Genomic DNA, 15,319 nt, shown 5'->3' on the forward strand with positions numbered 1-15,319 from the left:
AGACTGTCGGGGTGGAGCTCATCGAGCGCGCCTCCGCGCTGACCGCGTTGCGCCAGTACGCCGCCGAGGCCCGCGCCGGCACCGGCCGCCTCGTGCTGGTCGCGGGCGAGGCCGGGGTCGGCAAGTCGACATTGCTCGACGTGCTGCGCACCGAGCTGCAGGCCGAGCCGGGCGGCACGAGCTGGTACGCCGGCGCGTGCGACGGGCAGTTCGTGCCCCGACCGCTGGCGCCCTTCCTCGAGGTGTCCGCCTCGCTGGGCGCGTCCACGGTGCCCGCGTCGGGTCACCGCGAGGACCTTTTCGCCGGCCTGCTGACGCAGCTGCGCGACGCGACCCGTTCCGGCCGGCTCGTCGTGGTGTCGGTCGAGGACGTCCACTGGGCCGACGAGGCGACGCTCGACCTGCTCCGCTTCCTGGCCCGGCGCGTGGGTCAGGACGCGCTGCTGGTGATCGCGACCTACCGCGACGACGCCCTCGACCCGGGTGACCCGCTGCGGGTCGCCCTCGGCGACCTCGTCACCCAGCGCCCGACCCGACGCCTCGACCTCCCGACGCTGACCCGCGACGCCGTACGCCGCCTCGCCGAGGGCGCCGCCGTCGACGCCGACCGGCTCTACCGGCTCACCGGCGGCAACCCCTTCCTCGTCACCGAGGTGCTCCAGGCGGGCACCGACGTGCCCGCCTCGGTGCGCGACGTGGTGCTGGCCCGGGCGGCCGCGCTCGATGCCCCGGCCCGTGCGGCGCTCGAGGTCGCGGCCGTCCTCGGCTCCCGGTTCGACGCCGACGTCCTCACGGCAGCGGCCCGTGTGACCGCGGCCGAGCTCGACCAGCTCGTGGGCTGCGGGATCGTCGTCGGCGACGGGGTCGGCGGGCTGCGCTTCCGCCACGAGATCGCGCGCCTGGCGATCGAGGCCAGCCTCGCCGGCCACCGCCGCCGGCCCGCCCACGGCGCCGTGCTCGCCGCCCTGGTCGCATCGGGGTGCGACGACGACGCCCGCCTCGCCCACCACGCCGAGGCGGCGGGCGACGCCGCTGCGGTGCTCCGGCACGCGGTCCCGGCCGCCGAGCGGGCCGCCGCGCTGGGCGCGCACCGCGAGGCCGCCGCGCAGTACGCCCGGGCCCTGCAGCACGGCGAGGGGCTGAGCCGCCGCGAGCGGGCCGGGCTCCTGGACGCGCTCGGCCACGAGGACACCTTCGTCGACCGCTGGGAGGAGGCGGCCTGGGCCCGCACCGAGGCGCTCCTGATCTGGCGCGAGGTGGGCGACAGCCTGCGCGAGGGCTCCACACTGAGCTGGCTGTCGTCGGTGCGCTGGCGGCTGTGCCAGGGGCGGGCCTCCAGCGACGCCGCCGCGGCTGCGGTGCAGGTCCTCGAGCCGCTGGGCCCGACCCCGGAGCTCGCCTGGGCCTACCTGATGCAGGCCGACGACGTGCCCGACGACGCCGCCCGGGGCGACCAGCTGACCCGCGCGGCGGACATCGCCGAGCAGACCGGCGCGCTCGACGCCCTGGTCACCGCCCGGGTCTGGCTGGCCCAGCGCGCGGCCGGCGACGGGCGCAGCTGGGAGCCACTGATGCGCTCCGCCCTGGACCTCGCGACCGCCGAGCGGCTCGAGAAGCAGGTCGCGACGGTCTACGCCTCGGCGTACGAGCTCTTCGAGGTCGAGCACCGCTACGCCGACGGTCAGACCTGGTACGACGACGGGCTGGCCTACTGCGACGAGCGCGACATCACGACGTACTCCACCTGCCTGCGCGGCCGGCGCTCGCTGGCGCTCCTCGACCTCGGCGACTGGGCCGAGGCCGAGCGGCTCGCCGAGCAGGTGCTCACGACGCCGGCCTCCCCCGCCAACCACCTCACCTCGCTGACGACGCTCGGCCTGCTCCGGGCCCGGCAGGGCCACGACGACGCGGAGAAGCTGCTCGACTGCGCGCTCGACGCCGCGGACGACCTGGACGACCCGCCGTACGTCGTCCTGGTGCGGGTCGCGCGCGCCGAGGCGCGCTGGCTGGCCGACGACCTCGAGGGTGCCGCCGCCGAGCTCGCAGCCGCGCGCGCCCGGGTGCTGCCCCGGCTGCCGTGGGAGGACGCCACGGTGTCCTGGTGGGAGCGGCGGATCACCGGCGGCGAGCAACCCGCCCTCCTCCCGGCCGACGCGACGGGCTGGGACGCGCTCGGCTGCGGCCATCACGCGGCGCTGGCGCTCGTCGACGCCGGCGACGAGGAGTCGCTGCGGGACGCGCTGACGCGGTTCGAGGATCTCGGGGCGGTCGCCGCCGCCGGCCTGGTGCGCCGCCGGATGCGCACCGCGGGCCTGCGCGCGGTCCCGGCCGGTCCCCGGGCGGCGACCCGCGACCATCCCCTCGGCCTCACGCAGCGTCAGCACGACGTCCTGGAGCTGCTCGCGGCCGGCCTGACCAACAACGAGATCGCCGAGCGGCTCTACATCAGCCCCAAGACCGTCGACCACCACGTGTCGGCGGTGCTGGGGAAGCTCGGCGTACCCAACCGCGCGGCCGCGACCGCCGAGGCGGAGCGCCTGGGGGTCCTCACCGCCTGAGTAGATAGGGAGGTCCGCCCCGAAGATGGGGGCACCTCACCGATTCGCCGACCCGCCCCCGCGCGGGAGCCTCGTCCGGTCAGAACCGAACGAGAGGAGGCGGCCGATGCCGCTCTACATGGACGTCCACCACATCAGCGGCGGAGTGTCGCTCGAGGACGTCGCGCACGCCCACAAGCAGGACCTGAAGACGCAGGGTGCTCACGACGTGAGCTACCTGCGCTACTGGGTCGACGAGTCGCAGGGGAAGATCTTCTGCCTCGTCGAGGCGCCCAGCGCGGACGCGGCCAGCACGGTCCACCGCGAGGCCCACGGACTCGTCGCCGACGAGGTCTTCGAGGTCACCGAGGGCGCCTGACCCTCCCCTGACGGCACGTCGCCGCCAGTCCCCCGCATCGGGCGGCGGCGTGCTGCCCCCTGCCATCACCCCACCCCATCCCCCATCGACGGAGAAGCTCACATGTCAACGCATCCGAGGTCCTTGAGGACCCGTACCCTGCTGGCCACGATCGTCTCGGCCTGCGGTCTCATCACCCTCGCGGGGCCCGCCCCCGCCACCGTGCCCGCCCCCGAGGGCGGCTCCCAGCTCAGCACCCAGGTGGCGCACGTGCGCCACCACACCGCGGCGTACCGCCACCCCGGCCCGGCGAGGGCCGCCGGCTACGCGCTGCTGCGCGACGCCGCCGGCATCGCGTGCATCGACGACCCGGCCGGCGGCATGGGCGTCCACCTCGTCAACGGCGACCTCGTCGGCGACGGCACGGTGCGCGCCAACCACCCCGAGGCGCTCGTCTACGAGCCGACCCGCCACGGCAAGCGCCTGGTCGCGGTGGAGTACGTCGTGTTCCGGGCCGACTGGCGGGCGCACCACCCGACCGGGCGACCGCAGCTCTTCGGCCGCTCCTTCGAGCTCCAGCGCGCCGACAACCGCTACGGCCTGCCGCCCTTCTTCGAGCTGCACCTGTGGGCGTGGAAGCACAACCCCGCGGGCCTCTTCGACGACTGGAACCCGCGGGTCTCCTGCCGCTGAGCCTCCCCGAGCCGGGTCGTGCGCCTGTGGACACTCCGTGATCCGCTCCCGGGCGCGCGACCCCCTCAGGGTTGGCCCGGCCCGGCCGATAGGGCTCCCCGTGGCGGACTACAACGTGCTCACGCACTCGGACATGGTCTCGGTCGGACGCGCCCACTACCGGGGCTCCGCCGGCCGCGCCCCCGAGCACCACTACGTCGAGGCGACGATGATCGAGCTCACCACCAACCAGAGCTACGACTTCGTCGGCGTCGTGCCCGCCTGGGGCGACCGGGAGCCGCTCTACATCTTCACCTCGAGCCTGGTGCTCCGCGACCAGGAGCAGAAGCACCCCGAGGGCTGACCTGGCCCGTCTCGTCGCGCGCCACGTCGTACCTGACCTCTGTGCTCCCGAGTCGCCCGAGTCGGGACATTCCTGCCAGGTACGACGCTCAGGCCACCTCAGGCGTCGAGCGCCTCTGCGTCCACCTCGTAGGCGCCCTGCACGATGAACTCCTTGCGCGGGGCGACGTCGGAGCCCATCAGCAGCTCGAAGATCCCCGAGGCGCTCTCGGCGTCGTCGACGGTGAGGCGGCGCAGGGTGCGGTGCCGCGGGTCCATGGTGGTCTCGGCCAGCTGGTCGGCGTCCATCTCGCCGAGGCCCTTGTAGCGCTGCACCGGGTCCTTCCAGCGCACGTTCTTCTTCTTCAGGTCGGCCAGCTTCCGCTGCAGCTCGTCGTCGGAGTACGTGTAGACGTACTTCTCCATGCCCTTCTTCGGGTTGGAGATCTCGATGCGGTGCAGCGGCGGCACGGCGGTGTAGACGCGGCCGTCGGCGATCAGGTCGGGCATGTACTTGAAGAAGAGCGTCGCCAGCAGGCACCGGATGTGGGCACCGTCGGAGTCGGCGTCGGCCATGAAGATGATCCGGCCGTAGCGCCGCGCCTCGAGCTCGAAGGTGCGACCCGAGCCCGCGCCGACGACCTGGATGATCGAGGCGCACTCGGTGTTCTTCAGCATGTCGCCGACGGACGCCTTCTGGACGTTCAGGATCTTGCCGCGGATCGGCAGCAGCGCCTGGAACTCCGAGTTGCGCGCCAGCTTGGCCGTGCCGAGCGCCGAGTCACCCTCGACGATGAACAGCTCGGTCTTGTCGTTGTCGGCCGCGCGGCAGTCGGCCAGCTTGGAGGGCAGCGCCGAGGACTCGAGCGCGTTCTTGCGGCGCTGCGTCTCCTTGTGCTGGCGCGCCGCGAGGCGGGTCTTGGCCGCGGCGGCGACCTTCTCCATGACCAGCTTGGCCTGGGCCTTCTCGGCGCGCTTGGTGGAGGTGAGGAACTGCTTGAGCTCGGCCGACACCACCCGGCGTACGACGGTCCGCGCGGCCGGGGTGCCGAGGATCTCCTTGGTCTGCCCCTCGAACTGCGGCTCCGCCAGCCGCACCGTGACCACCGCGGTGAGCCCCTCGAGGACGTCGTCCTTGATGACGTCGTCGTCGTTGACCTTGAGCACCTTCGACGCCTTCATCGCGTCGTTGAAGGTCTTGGTCATCGCGGACTCGAAGCCGCTGACGTGGGTGCCGCCCTTGGGCGTGGCGATCACGTTGACGAAGGAGCGCAGCACGGTGTCGTAGGCGGTGCCCCAGCGGACGGCGACGTCCACGTGCAGCTCGCGGTCGACGTCCTGCGGGGTCATGTGGCCCTGGGCGTCGAGCATCGGCACGGTCTCGGTGAAGGTGTCGGAGCCCTGGAGCCGGATGATGTCGGTGACCGGCTCGTCGGGGGCCAGGAAGTCGGCGAACTCCGCGATGCCGCCGTCGTGGCGGAACTTCTCCTCACGCGGCGTCTCCCCGCGCAGGTCGCGGATCACGATCTCGAGCCCGGGGACGATGAACGACGTCTGCCGGGCCCGCCCGATCAGGTCCTCGAAGACGAACTCGGCGTCCTTGGTGAAGATCCGGCGGTCCGGCCAGAAGGTGATCCGGGTGCCCGACTTCCCCTTCGCGACCCGGCCGCCCTTGCGGGTCAGGCCCGACTTCGGCTCGAACGCCGCGTCCGGCCCGGCACCGGTGAAGACGCCCGGCGCACCGTGGCGGAACGAGAGCCCCTGCTCGGACGGCGACCGCTGGACGTCGATGTCCATCCGCGCCGACAGCGCGTTGACGACGGAGAGACCCACGCCGTGCAGACCGCCGGTGGCGACGTACGAGCCGCCGCCGAACTTGCCGCCGGCGTGCAGCTTGGTGGCGACCACCTCGACGCCCGGGAGCCCGGTCTTGGGCTCCTTGTCGGTCGGGATGCCGCGCCCGTCGTCGTGGACCTCCGCGGACCCGTCCGGGTGCAGGGTCACCTCGACGCGCTGCGCGGCGCCCGCGAGGGCCTCGTCCACGCCGTTGTCGATGATCTCCCAGAGGCAGTGCATGAGACCACGCGTGTCGGTCGAGCCGATGTACATCCCGGGCCGCTTGCGCACCGCCTCCAGTCCCTCGAGGACGAGGAGGTGCGCGGCGTTGTACGTGTTGTCGATCGTGGGGCTCCTGCGCGTCGGGATCGGGCGTGGGATCGGGGTGGGAAATCTGCTTGTTACGTCCGCTCCGAATCTACCTGCGACACGCCGGGCAGTGATGAAGGCACGCCTGCGGGGAGCGGGTCTAGCGTGGTCAGCACTTCCCCGAGCAGCACCGTCACACCCAGCAGCACTCCCCGCATCAACCAGCTCCATCCCGGGTGGCGACGTCACGATGTGGACACGATCGGCACTCGGGAGGTCGGATCCGCAACGTGAGGCCGACCCCGAACGTCACACTCAGCAAGCGAAATCTCCTCATCGACAGCCTTTCAAGGCATGGAATTCTGCCGATGAGGGAAGACACAGCATGATTGGATGACGTGTCGGGCACCACGCGGCAACCAGACCAGGTCGGGAATCTTGGACCCGGTCGCTACGTTGAGCATGACACCGAGGCAGGACGAGAAAAGAGGCCGATGTGACTACTGCACTTGCCCCCAACACCGCCGCGCTGAGCGCGGTGGACCGTTGCGACCGTTGCGGCGCCCAGGCCTACCTCCGTGTGGAGCTCCAGTCGGGTGGTGAGCTGCTCTTCTGCGCCCACCACGCCCGCGAGCACGGAGACAAGCTCAAGGAGATCGCCGCCAACGTCGTCGACGAGACGCACAAGCTGTCCACCAATCCTTCCAGCGCCACCGACGAGGAGCGCTGACCGACTCAAACCGTCTTTCGCGGCCCCGGACCCTGTGTCCGGGGCCGCGACGCATTTGTAGGGTGCTCCCGTGACCGCGACCACCCTGATCGCCGCCCTCCTCGTGGCGGTCGGCCTGGTCGGCATCCTGGTCCCGGTGCTGCCGGGCTCGGTGCTCGTGGTCGCCGGCGTCCTGGTCTGGGCGTGGGCCGAGGGCGGCGCGGCCGCCTGGACGGTCTTCGCCGTCGCCACCGCGCTCGTCGTGGCCGGCGCCGTGGTCAAGTACGTCGTCCCCGGCCGCCGTCTCCAGGTCGCCGGGATCCCCGCCTCGACCCAGGCGGTGGGGGTCGTCCTCGGTGTGGTCGGCTTCTTCGTGGTGCCGGTCATCGGGCTGTTCCTCGGCTTCGTGCTCGGCATCTACCTCGCCGAGCTGCTCCGCGTCGGCAGTGCCCAGGCCTGGCCCTCGACCGTCCACTCCCTCAAGGCGGTGGGCCTGAGCATCGTCGTGGAGCTCGTGGCCGCCGTCGCAGCGACCGTCGTCTGGGTCGCCGGGGTGGTCGTGACGTGAGCATCCTCCTGTCGCTGTTCGCGGCGGCGTCGTACGGCCTCGCCGACTTCTCCGGGGGCGTCTTCTCCAAGCGGGTGAGCGCCTGGTCGGTCGCGCTGATGGCGCAGCTCGGCGGCGGGCTGGTCGTGCTCGCGATCGCCCTGGTGGCCGGCGGCGAGCCCACCTCGACCGACCTGGCGTGGGCGCTGCTGGCGGGCGTCGGCAACGGCTTCGGTACGGCGTTCCTCTACCGCGGGCTCGCGGCCGGGCGGATGGGCGTCGTCTCCCCCGTCTCGGGGGTCGGCGCCGTCGTCGTCCCGGTCGTCGTGGGCCTGGCCACGGGAGAGCGCCCGGGCGCGGTGGTGCTGCTCGGCGTCGCCCTCGCCTTCCCGGCCATCTGGTTCGTGTCCCGGGAGCCCGAGGGCGGCTCGCTGGTGGGGCCGGGCCTGCTCGACGGGATCCTCGCCGGACTCGGCTTCGGCACCCTCTTCGCCGCCCTCGCCCAGATTCCGGAGGACGCCGGCCTGCTGCCGCTGGCACTCAACCAGCTGGTCGCCGGCGTCGCGATCGTCGCGGTGGCGGTCGCCCTGCGCCAGCCCTGGGTGCCCCGCGACCCGCACGCCCTCGGCGGCGTGATCAGCGGCCTGCTCGGGACCCTCGCCACCTGGCTGTTCCTGGTCGCCACCCACCACGGCTACCTGACGGTCGCGGCCGTCATCACCTCGCTCTACCCCGGGTTCACGGTCCTCCTCGCCGTTCTCTTCCTGCGCGAGCACGTCCATCGCGCCCAGGCCCTCGGCCTCGCGATGTGCGTCGGCTCCGTGGTGCTGGTCGCGGCGGGCTGACGGGGGCTACTGTCCGCGGGTGCCCCCGGCCGTGGACGACCTCGTCTCGCGTACCGCCGCGGCCCTGACCGGGGAGATGGAGGGGCTCGCCGACCACCTGGTCACCCGGATGCTGCACGAGATCCCCGAGCTCGACGGCGATCCCGCGCTCGCGGCGCTGCTGCGGGTCAGCGTCGAGGACAACATCCGGATCGCCATGCAGCGCTTCTCCGCGGGCGAGCGGCAGCCGCAGGAGCCGCCCGCGAGCGCCCTGGAGTACGCCCGGCGGCTCGCGCAGCGCGGCGTACCCGTCAGCGCGCTGCTGCGCGCCTACCGGCTCGGGCAGGCGGAGTGCCAGCAGCTGATGATCGAGGCGTTCGCGCGCGACACCGACGACCCGGCCGCGATCGTCGCGGCGACCGTGGAGTTCTCGGCGGCGACCTTCGCCTACATCGACGGCATCTCCGAGCACGTCGTCCAGGCCCACCAGGACGAGCGCCGCCGGTGGCTGCAGAGCAGGTCCGCGGCGCTCGCCGCGCAGGTGACGACGGTGCTGGCCGGCGACGCCCTCGAGGTCGGGCAGGCCGAGCGGCTGCTCGGCTACGAGCTCGGCCAGCGCCACCTCGGCCTGGTCGGCTGGTCCGACCCCGGTCCGGGGGCGCTCGACCGGCTCGGCCGCGAGGTACGCCGGGTCGCCGGCGACCTGGGCTGCCTCCGCGACCCGCTGGTGGTCCCCGCCGACGCGACGACGGTGTGGGCGTGGCTGCCCGTGCCGCGCGGTGGCGACGCGCGGGCCGTCACCGCTGCCTCCCCCGACGTACGCCTCGCCGTCGGCGAGCCGGGCACCGGTCTCGACGGCTTCCGGGCGACCCACCGGCAGGCGCTGGCCGCCCGGGCGGTCGCCCTCGGCGCCGACGAGCGGGCCAGCACGCCGGTCACGACGTACGCCGACGCCGGGCTGGTCGCACTGCTGCGCACCGACGTCGGCGACCTGGCCGCGTGGGTGCACGGCGTCCTGGGTGGGCTCGCGACCGACGACGACCAGCACGCCCGGCTCCGCGACACGGTGCGGGTGCTGCTCGCCCACCAGGGCAGCCACACCGCCGCAGCGGCCGAGCTGTCCCTGCACCGCAACACGGTGCTCTACCGGCAGCGCCGCGCCGAGGAGGCCCGGGGTCGCCCGCTCGACGACGGCCGGCTCGATGTCGAGGTCGCGCTGCTCGCCTGCCACCTCCTCGGTCGCCGCGTCTTGTGCTGACGGCACAACGCGCCGCCTGAAGTCGGTGCTCACGGCCGGATGCCGGGTGACGCCGATCACTCCTAGCGTCCGGGCATGGGATTCCTGCAACCGAACCTCCCCGAGGTCGACGACGCCTGGCGCGCGGGCACCCGCGCCGACCGGATGCGGCCGATGGCCCGGCACGTCGCCGAGATCGGCTTCGGCACCCCCGACGTCGTCTTCCTGATGTACGTCGTCAAGATCGGCCTGTACGTCGCCGGCGGCGCCGCCTTCGCCCTGCTGACGCCCGGCATCGACGAGCTGACGGCGACCGGCGCGTTCCAGAAGGTCGTCCTCTGGACCCTGCTCTTCGAGGTGCTCGGCCTCGGCTGCGGCTTCGGCCCGCTCAACCTGCGGATGATGCCGCCGCTCGGCTCCTTCCTCTACTGGCTGCGGCCGGGCACCATCCGGATGCCCCCGTGGCCGGGCCGGGTGCCCCTCACGCACGGCACCCGTCGTACGCCCGCCGACGTCGCGCTGTACGCCGCCCTGCTGCTCACCACCGTGGGGGCGCTGCTCTCCCCCGGGCCGGTCGTCGAGCGCGAGCGCGTCGCGGCCGTGCTGGTCGCACTGGCGGTGACCGGGCTTCGGGACAAGACGATCTTCCTGGCGGCACGCGCCGAGGTGTACGGCACGCTCACCGTCACCTTCCTCCTCGTCGGCGCCGACGTCGTCGTGGCCGCCAAGCTGGTGATGCTCGCGATCTGGTGGGGCGCGGCGACCTCGAAGCTCAACAAGCACTTCCCCTACGTCGTGCAGGCGATGATGAGCAACAGCCCGGTCCTCCGCTCCCGCCGGCTCAAGCGCCGCTTCCACCGCGACTTCCCCGACGACCTGCGGCCGTCCTGGATCGCGTACGCGCTGGCGCACGTCGGCACGGCGGTGGAGTACACCGTGCCGCTCGTCCTCTTCCTCTCGCACGGCGGCTGGGTGACCGCGGTCGCCGCGACCGTGATGATCTGCTTCCACCTCCAGATCCTGACGAGCTTCCCGATGGGCGTGCCGCTGGAGTGGAACGTCTTCATGATCTACGGGATCCTCACGCTCTTCGTCCACGACGCCGGGATCGGACCGGCCGACGTGACGACCTGGTGGCCGATCGTCCTGCTGATGGCGGTCGTCGTCGGCACCGTCGCCGCCGGCAACCTCTCGCCGCGGCGGGTGTCCTTCCTGCCGGGGATGCGCTACTACGCCGGCAACTGGGACACGTCGTACTGGTGCTTCACCGAGTCGGGCCTCGCCAAGCTCGACGCGGGCACGGTGAAGGCCTCCCTGCTCCCCCACCAGCAGCTCGAGAGGATCTACGGCCCCGAGGAGGCCGAGATCCCGCAGTTCATCGGCTACGCGTTCCGGGCGATACACAGCCACGGGCGAGCGCTCTTCTCGCTGATCCCGCGGGCGCTGAGCGACCGCGACGAGCGTGACTACCGGGTCATCGAGGGCGAGCTGGTCGCAGGTGCGGTGCTGGGCTGGAACTTCGGCGACGGCCACCTCCACGACGAGCGGCTGGTCGCCGCGCTCCAGGAGCGCTGCGGGTTCGAGGACGGCGAGGTGCGCGTCGTGCTGCTGGAGGCGCAGCCGATCCACCGGCAGCGCCAGGAGTATCGGCTCGTCGACGCGGCCTCGGGTGAGCTCGAGCGCGGCTACGTGCTCGTCGCCGACATGTGCGAGCGGCAGCCGTGCGACACGGACCTGCCCGTGCACGTCACCTCCACCGGGCGTAGGGCAGAGTCGGCGACATGAGCGCACCCGACGCAGTCGTCGTCGGCTCGGGCCCCAACGGGCTCGCGGCCGCCGTCACGCTCGCCCAGCGCGGGCTCTCGGTCACCGTGCTCGAGGCGCGCGACACGATCGGCGGCGGCACCCGCACCGACGAGCTCACCGTGCCGGGTGTGCTGCACGACGTCTGCTCGGCGATCCACCCCTTCGGCGTCGGCTCGCCGTTCTTCTCCTCGTTGCCGCTGGCCGAGCACGGGCTGGTCTGGCGCTGGCCCGAGGTCGACGTCGGGCACCCGCTCGACGACGGCACGGCGGGGGTGCTCCGCGGGTCCGTGGACGAGACCGCCGCGGGTCTCGGAGCCGACGGAGACCGGTGGCGTGGGGTGTTCGGCCCCCTGGTCGAGAGGTACGACGACGTCGCCGCCGAGGCGCTCGGGCCGATCCCGCACCTGCCGTCGCACCCTGTCACGCTGGCCCGCTTCGGGCTGCGCGCCGGACTGCCGGCCACCGTCCTCGCGCGGCGCTTCCGCACGGAGGCGGCGCGGGCCCTCTTCGGCGGCTGTGCGGCCCACATCAGCCGCCCCCTCGACCGACCGCTGACCTCGGCCGTCGGCGCGATGCTGATCACCGCCGGGCACCGGCACGGGTGGCCGGTCGCCGAGGGCGGCTCGCGCGCGATCACCGACGCCCTCGCGAGCCTGCTCCGCTCGCTCGGCGGGACGATCGAGACCGGCGTGTCCGTCGCGTCCCTGGCCGAGCTGCCGCCGAGCCGGATCCGGATGTTCGACACCACCCCCACCGCCTTCGCCGAGATCGCCGGCCTCGACGCGCCGCGGTGGCGGTACGGCTACTCGGCGTACAAGCTCGACCTCGCCGTCGAGGGCGGCATCCCGTGGACGGCCGAGGCCTGTCGTCGCGCCGGCACCGTGCACCTGGGCGGGACCTTCGCGCAGATCGCGAGCGCCGAGGCGGAGGTCGCGCGCGGGCGGATGCCGCAACGGCCCTACGTCCTGGTCGGGCAGCAGTACCTCGCCGACCCGACCCGCTCGGCCGGCGACGTCCACCCGGTCTGGGCCTACGCGCACGTGCCGCACGGGTACGCCGGCGACGCGACCGAGGCGGTTCTCGCCCAGCTCGAGCGGTTCGCCCCCGGCGTACGCGAGCGGATCATCGCCACCCACGTGACCGACCCGGCCGGCTTCGCGACGTACAACGCGAACTACGTCGGCGGCGACATCGCCGCCGGGGCGACGACGGTGCGCCAGCTCGTGGCACGGCCACGGTTGGCCGATCCCTATGCGACCGCCGTCTCCGGCGCCTACCTCTGCTCCGCGTCGACGCCGCCCGGCCCGGGTGTGCACGGGATGTGCGGGCACCGCGCCGCCCTGCGCGCACTCGAGGACCTCGGGGCCTGAACCGCCCTAGCCTGTGCGTGTGGACGGACAGGAGCCCGGCGCGTGGTCGGGAGCGCGGGACGGCCTCGTCGGACGGGACGAGACGCTCGCGACCCTGCGCGACCTGCTCGACCAGAGCCACCGCACCGCGGTCGTCACCGGCATCCCCGGAGCGGGCAAGACCTCGGTGCTGACGGTCCTGGCCCGGGCCGAGGCCGCGGAGGGACGCCTGGTGCTCTCGCTGACCTGTCACGCCAGCGAGCGGCACCTGGCCTTCGGCGTGCTCGTCGACCTGCTCTCGAGGGCGCCGGGTGCCGAGGACGTGCTCGACCTCGTGCTGCCGGGCACGACCGGAGCCGTCGACCCGCTCCGGCTCCGCCTTGCCGTGCTGGGCTGGTTGGAGGAGCTGGCCGAGGAGCGGCCGGTCGTCGTGATCGTCGACGACGCCCAGTGGTGCGACGACAGCTCGCTCTCGGTCCTCGGCTTCGTGGCGCACCGCATCGCCGGGTCCGACGTCTCCGTCATCGCCTCCGCTCGTGGCACCACCGCGCCCGATCCCCTGCTCGGTCATCCGCAGGTCGTCCTGCCACCGCTGAGCGATCGGGACGCCCGGTTCCTGCTGCGGCAGGCCGGGCTGCTGATCGACGCCCTCACCCTCCCGTCCGTGATCGACCGCGCTGCCGGCAACCCACTGGCGCTGCTCGAGCTAGGGCGGGCCGCGACGTCGGACGGATCGTTCGACGCGGTGCCGTCCAGCGTCGAGGCGGCCTTCGGCGAGCAGGTGGCCCTGCTGCCGGCCGCCACCCGGGACGTCCTGCTGCTCGCCTCGACCGGGGACGGCGACCTCCGGGTGCTGGGCCGGATCGTCGAACCGGACAGGCTGCTCGACGACCTGGCACCGGCCGAGGATGCCGGACTGGTCAGCGTCGTCGACCACGTCGTGCGGTTCCGCCACCCGCTGGTGCGCGCGGCGGCTCTCTCGTCCGCGTCGACGTCCGCGCGGCTCTCGGCGCACGCCCGCCTGGCCTCGTCGTACGACGACCCCGAGCGCAGCGCCTGGCACCGCGCCGAGGCGACCCTGGTGCCTGACGCGGACGTCGCGGCCGCGCTCGTCGTCGCCTCGGACCTGGCGCAGCGCCGCGGCGCCAGCGCGGAGTCGGCCCGGATGATGGCGCGGGCGGCCGAGCTCAGCGTCGACCGCGCCGACCGCGAGGAACGCCTGCTGCAGGCCGCGCAGATCAACTCGTGGGCGGGCGACTTCGCCTGGACGGCACGCATCGGGACGCAGCTGCGCACCGAGACCGACGACCCGGAGATCCGGGTGCGCGCCGGCCACATCGCGGCGTACGCGCTCGCCCAGACCCAGGAGTCGAGCGCGGCGCGCCGCGCCCTGACCGAGGTGCTCGGCGAGCTGGTCGAGGCCGCGCCGTTCTGGGGATGGAGCTCCCTGACGACGCTGGCCGTCCTGACCTACCGGGCCGGCTGGGACGTCGCCGAGGTCGCCGAGTGGCTGGGTGCCCTCGAGCGCGCCCAGGAGAGCGCCCAGGCCGACTTCCCGGCGATCGTCCCGGCGGCGCAGGCCTGGATCCGCCTCCAGATCGACCCGACGTCGCGACCACCCGGCATCGTCGAGCTCGTGCGGGACGCACCGGTCCCCGACTACCCGCTCGAGGTCAGCGCGACCCACGAGATGCTCCTCGGCGCCGCCGGCTGGCTGCTCGACGAGCCGGCGCTGGCCACCGAGCGGCTGAACCGGTCGATCGAACTGATGCGACGGGCCGACGCCCCCGGCGCCATGACCCAGACGCTGATCGCGCTCGCGCTGGTGAAGTTCACCGTCGGCGACTACGACGCCGTCGACCAAGCCGGCCGACTGGTGCTCGACATCGGCGAGGCGCGCAACCAGCTCTACGCCATCGTCGACGGCTACGAGCTCCAGGCCCGCGCCGCCGCCATCCGGGGCGACGTCGAGCGGGCGCGCGAGCTGTGCGACCGGGTGCTGCTGGAGATCCCGGTCGGCGAGGCGCTCGCGCTGGAGGTCACGGTGCGCGTCACCCTGTCCTGGCTCCGCCTCGCCGCGCAGGACGTCCAGGGGGCGTGGCACGAGGTGCGCTGGATCTTCCACGACGACGGCGAGCCCCGGCACCGGCACATCTGCTATCGCGAACTCGGCTACTACGCGGCCACCGCCGTCCGTGCCGGCGCCACCGACGAGCTCGCGCGGGTGCTCGCCGTCGCGGAGCGCGTCCTCGTCGACCCGCGCCCCTACCACCGGCTCGAGCTCGCCCGGGCCCGCGCGCTGGCGGCCGGCGAGGACGCCGAGCCCTGGCACCGCCGGGCCGTCGAGGACCCGGCGGCCGGCCAGTGGCCCTTCGAGCTGGCCAACGCGCAGCTGGAGTACGGCGCGTGGCTGCGGCGTCGGCACCGCCAGACCGAGGCACGACTCCAGCTCCAGTCGGCGCTCGACACCTTCACCCGGTTGGGGACGCGGGCCTGGGCGGAGATGGCCCGGTCCGAGCTCCGGGCCGCGGGCGTGGCGACGGGGGCTCCCGAGGCGTCGGCGTGGGCCGACCTCACCGGCCAGGAGCGGGAGGTCGTCCGGCTCGCCGCGTCCGGCAAGACGAACCCGGAGATCGCCGCCACGCTCTACCTGTCGCCTCGCACGGTGTCGACGCACCTCTACAACGCCTTCCCCAAGCTGGGCGTCACGTCGCGGGGCCAGCTGCGGGACGTCGTGCCGGATCCGACGTAGGGATCTCAGTCAGTCGTCCGATACCGGGAACGCTCCCACGC

12 protein-coding genes are annotated in these 15,319 nt (G+C 73.4%); 11 read left to right on the top strand and 1 reads right to left on the bottom strand.

All coding sequences use genetic code 11. The annotated features are described in order from the left end of the window. Window positions 1–11 precede the first annotated feature (11 nt). The 4 genes from ASC77_RS02690 (at window position 12) to ASC77_RS02705 (ending at window position 3,931) form a co-directional block, all read left to right on the top strand. Complete coding sequence (locus ASC77_RS02690) at window positions 12–2,558, top strand: AAA family ATPase (protein WP_056148552.1); 2,547 nt, start codon at window positions 12–14, stop codon at window positions 2,556–2,558. 106 nt (window positions 2,559–2,664) lie between these two features. Continuing rightward, window positions 2,665–2,916, top strand: a complete 252-nt coding sequence (locus ASC77_RS02695; RefSeq protein WP_056148555.1) for a DUF4242 domain-containing protein — start codon at window positions 2,665–2,667, stop codon at window positions 2,914–2,916. 123 nt (window positions 2,917–3,039) lie between these two features. Next, entirely contained in the window at window positions 3,040–3,588 is a 549-nt protein-coding gene (locus ASC77_RS02700; RefSeq protein ID WP_056148558.1) for a hypothetical protein, read from the top strand. Window positions 3,589–3,688: 100 nt separating this feature from the next. Then, window positions 3,689–3,931, top strand: coding sequence for a hypothetical protein (locus ASC77_RS02705; protein WP_056148561.1), 243 nt, complete (start codon window positions 3,689–3,691; stop codon window positions 3,929–3,931). A 98-nt stretch (window positions 3,932–4,029) separates the two neighbouring features. On the opposite strand, the gene ASC77_RS02710 is transcribed toward ASC77_RS02705, so the two are convergent. Then, window positions 4,030–6,114, bottom strand: a complete 2,085-nt coding sequence (locus ASC77_RS02710) for a DNA gyrase/topoisomerase IV subunit B (RefSeq protein ID WP_056149806.1) — start codon at window positions 6,112–6,114, stop codon at window positions 4,030–4,032. Window positions 6,115–6,550: 436 nt separating this feature from the next. On the opposite strand from ASC77_RS02710, the gene ASC77_RS02715 reads away from it, so the two are divergent. The 7 genes from ASC77_RS02715 (at window position 6,551) to ASC77_RS02745 (ending at window position 15,278) form a co-directional block, all read left to right on the top strand. Next, on the top strand, window positions 6,551–6,784 hold the full coding sequence (locus ASC77_RS02715; RefSeq protein WP_056148564.1) for a hypothetical protein: 234 nt from the start codon (window positions 6,551–6,553) through the stop codon (window positions 6,782–6,784). 70 nt (window positions 6,785–6,854) lie between these two features. After that, window positions 6,855–7,331, top strand: a complete 477-nt coding sequence (locus ASC77_RS02720) for a DUF456 domain-containing protein (protein WP_200944871.1) — start codon at window positions 6,855–6,857, stop codon at window positions 7,329–7,331. After that, the gene (locus ASC77_RS02725) at window positions 7,328–8,155 is read left to right on the top strand and encodes a DMT family transporter (protein ID WP_056148567.1); all 828 of its coding nucleotides are present in this window, start codon (window positions 7,328–7,330) and stop codon (window positions 8,153–8,155) included. The genes ASC77_RS02720 and ASC77_RS02725 overlap by 4 nt, the downstream gene beginning before the upstream one ends. 19 nt (window positions 8,156–8,174) lie before the next feature. After that, window positions 8,175–9,392 carry a PucR family transcriptional regulator gene (locus ASC77_RS02730; RefSeq protein WP_156390884.1) on the top strand — a complete coding sequence of 406 codons (1,218 nt, stop codon included), beginning with the start codon at window positions 8,175–8,177 and terminating at the stop codon, window positions 9,390–9,392. 75 nt (window positions 9,393–9,467) lie between these two features. Next, on the top strand, window positions 9,468–11,156 hold the full coding sequence (locus ASC77_RS02735; protein WP_056148572.1) for a DUF3556 domain-containing protein: 1,689 nt from the start codon (window positions 9,468–9,470) through the stop codon (window positions 11,154–11,156). Then, window positions 11,153–12,547, top strand: a complete 1,395-nt coding sequence (locus ASC77_RS02740; RefSeq protein ID WP_056148575.1) for a phytoene desaturase family protein — start codon at window positions 11,153–11,155, stop codon at window positions 12,545–12,547. Before ASC77_RS02735 ends, ASC77_RS02740 begins: the two co-directional genes overlap by 4 nt. A 19-nt stretch (window positions 12,548–12,566) precedes the next feature. Next, window positions 12,567–15,278, top strand: coding sequence for a helix-turn-helix transcriptional regulator (locus ASC77_RS02745; protein ID WP_056148577.1), 2,712 nt, complete (start codon window positions 12,567–12,569; stop codon window positions 15,276–15,278). Window positions 15,279–15,319: the final 41 nt, after the last annotated feature.

Origin of the sequence: Nocardioides sp. Root1257, from assembly GCF_001425175.1 — a bacterium.
Classification (GTDB): domain Bacteria; phylum Actinomycetota; class Actinomycetes; order Propionibacteriales; family Nocardioidaceae; genus Nocardioides.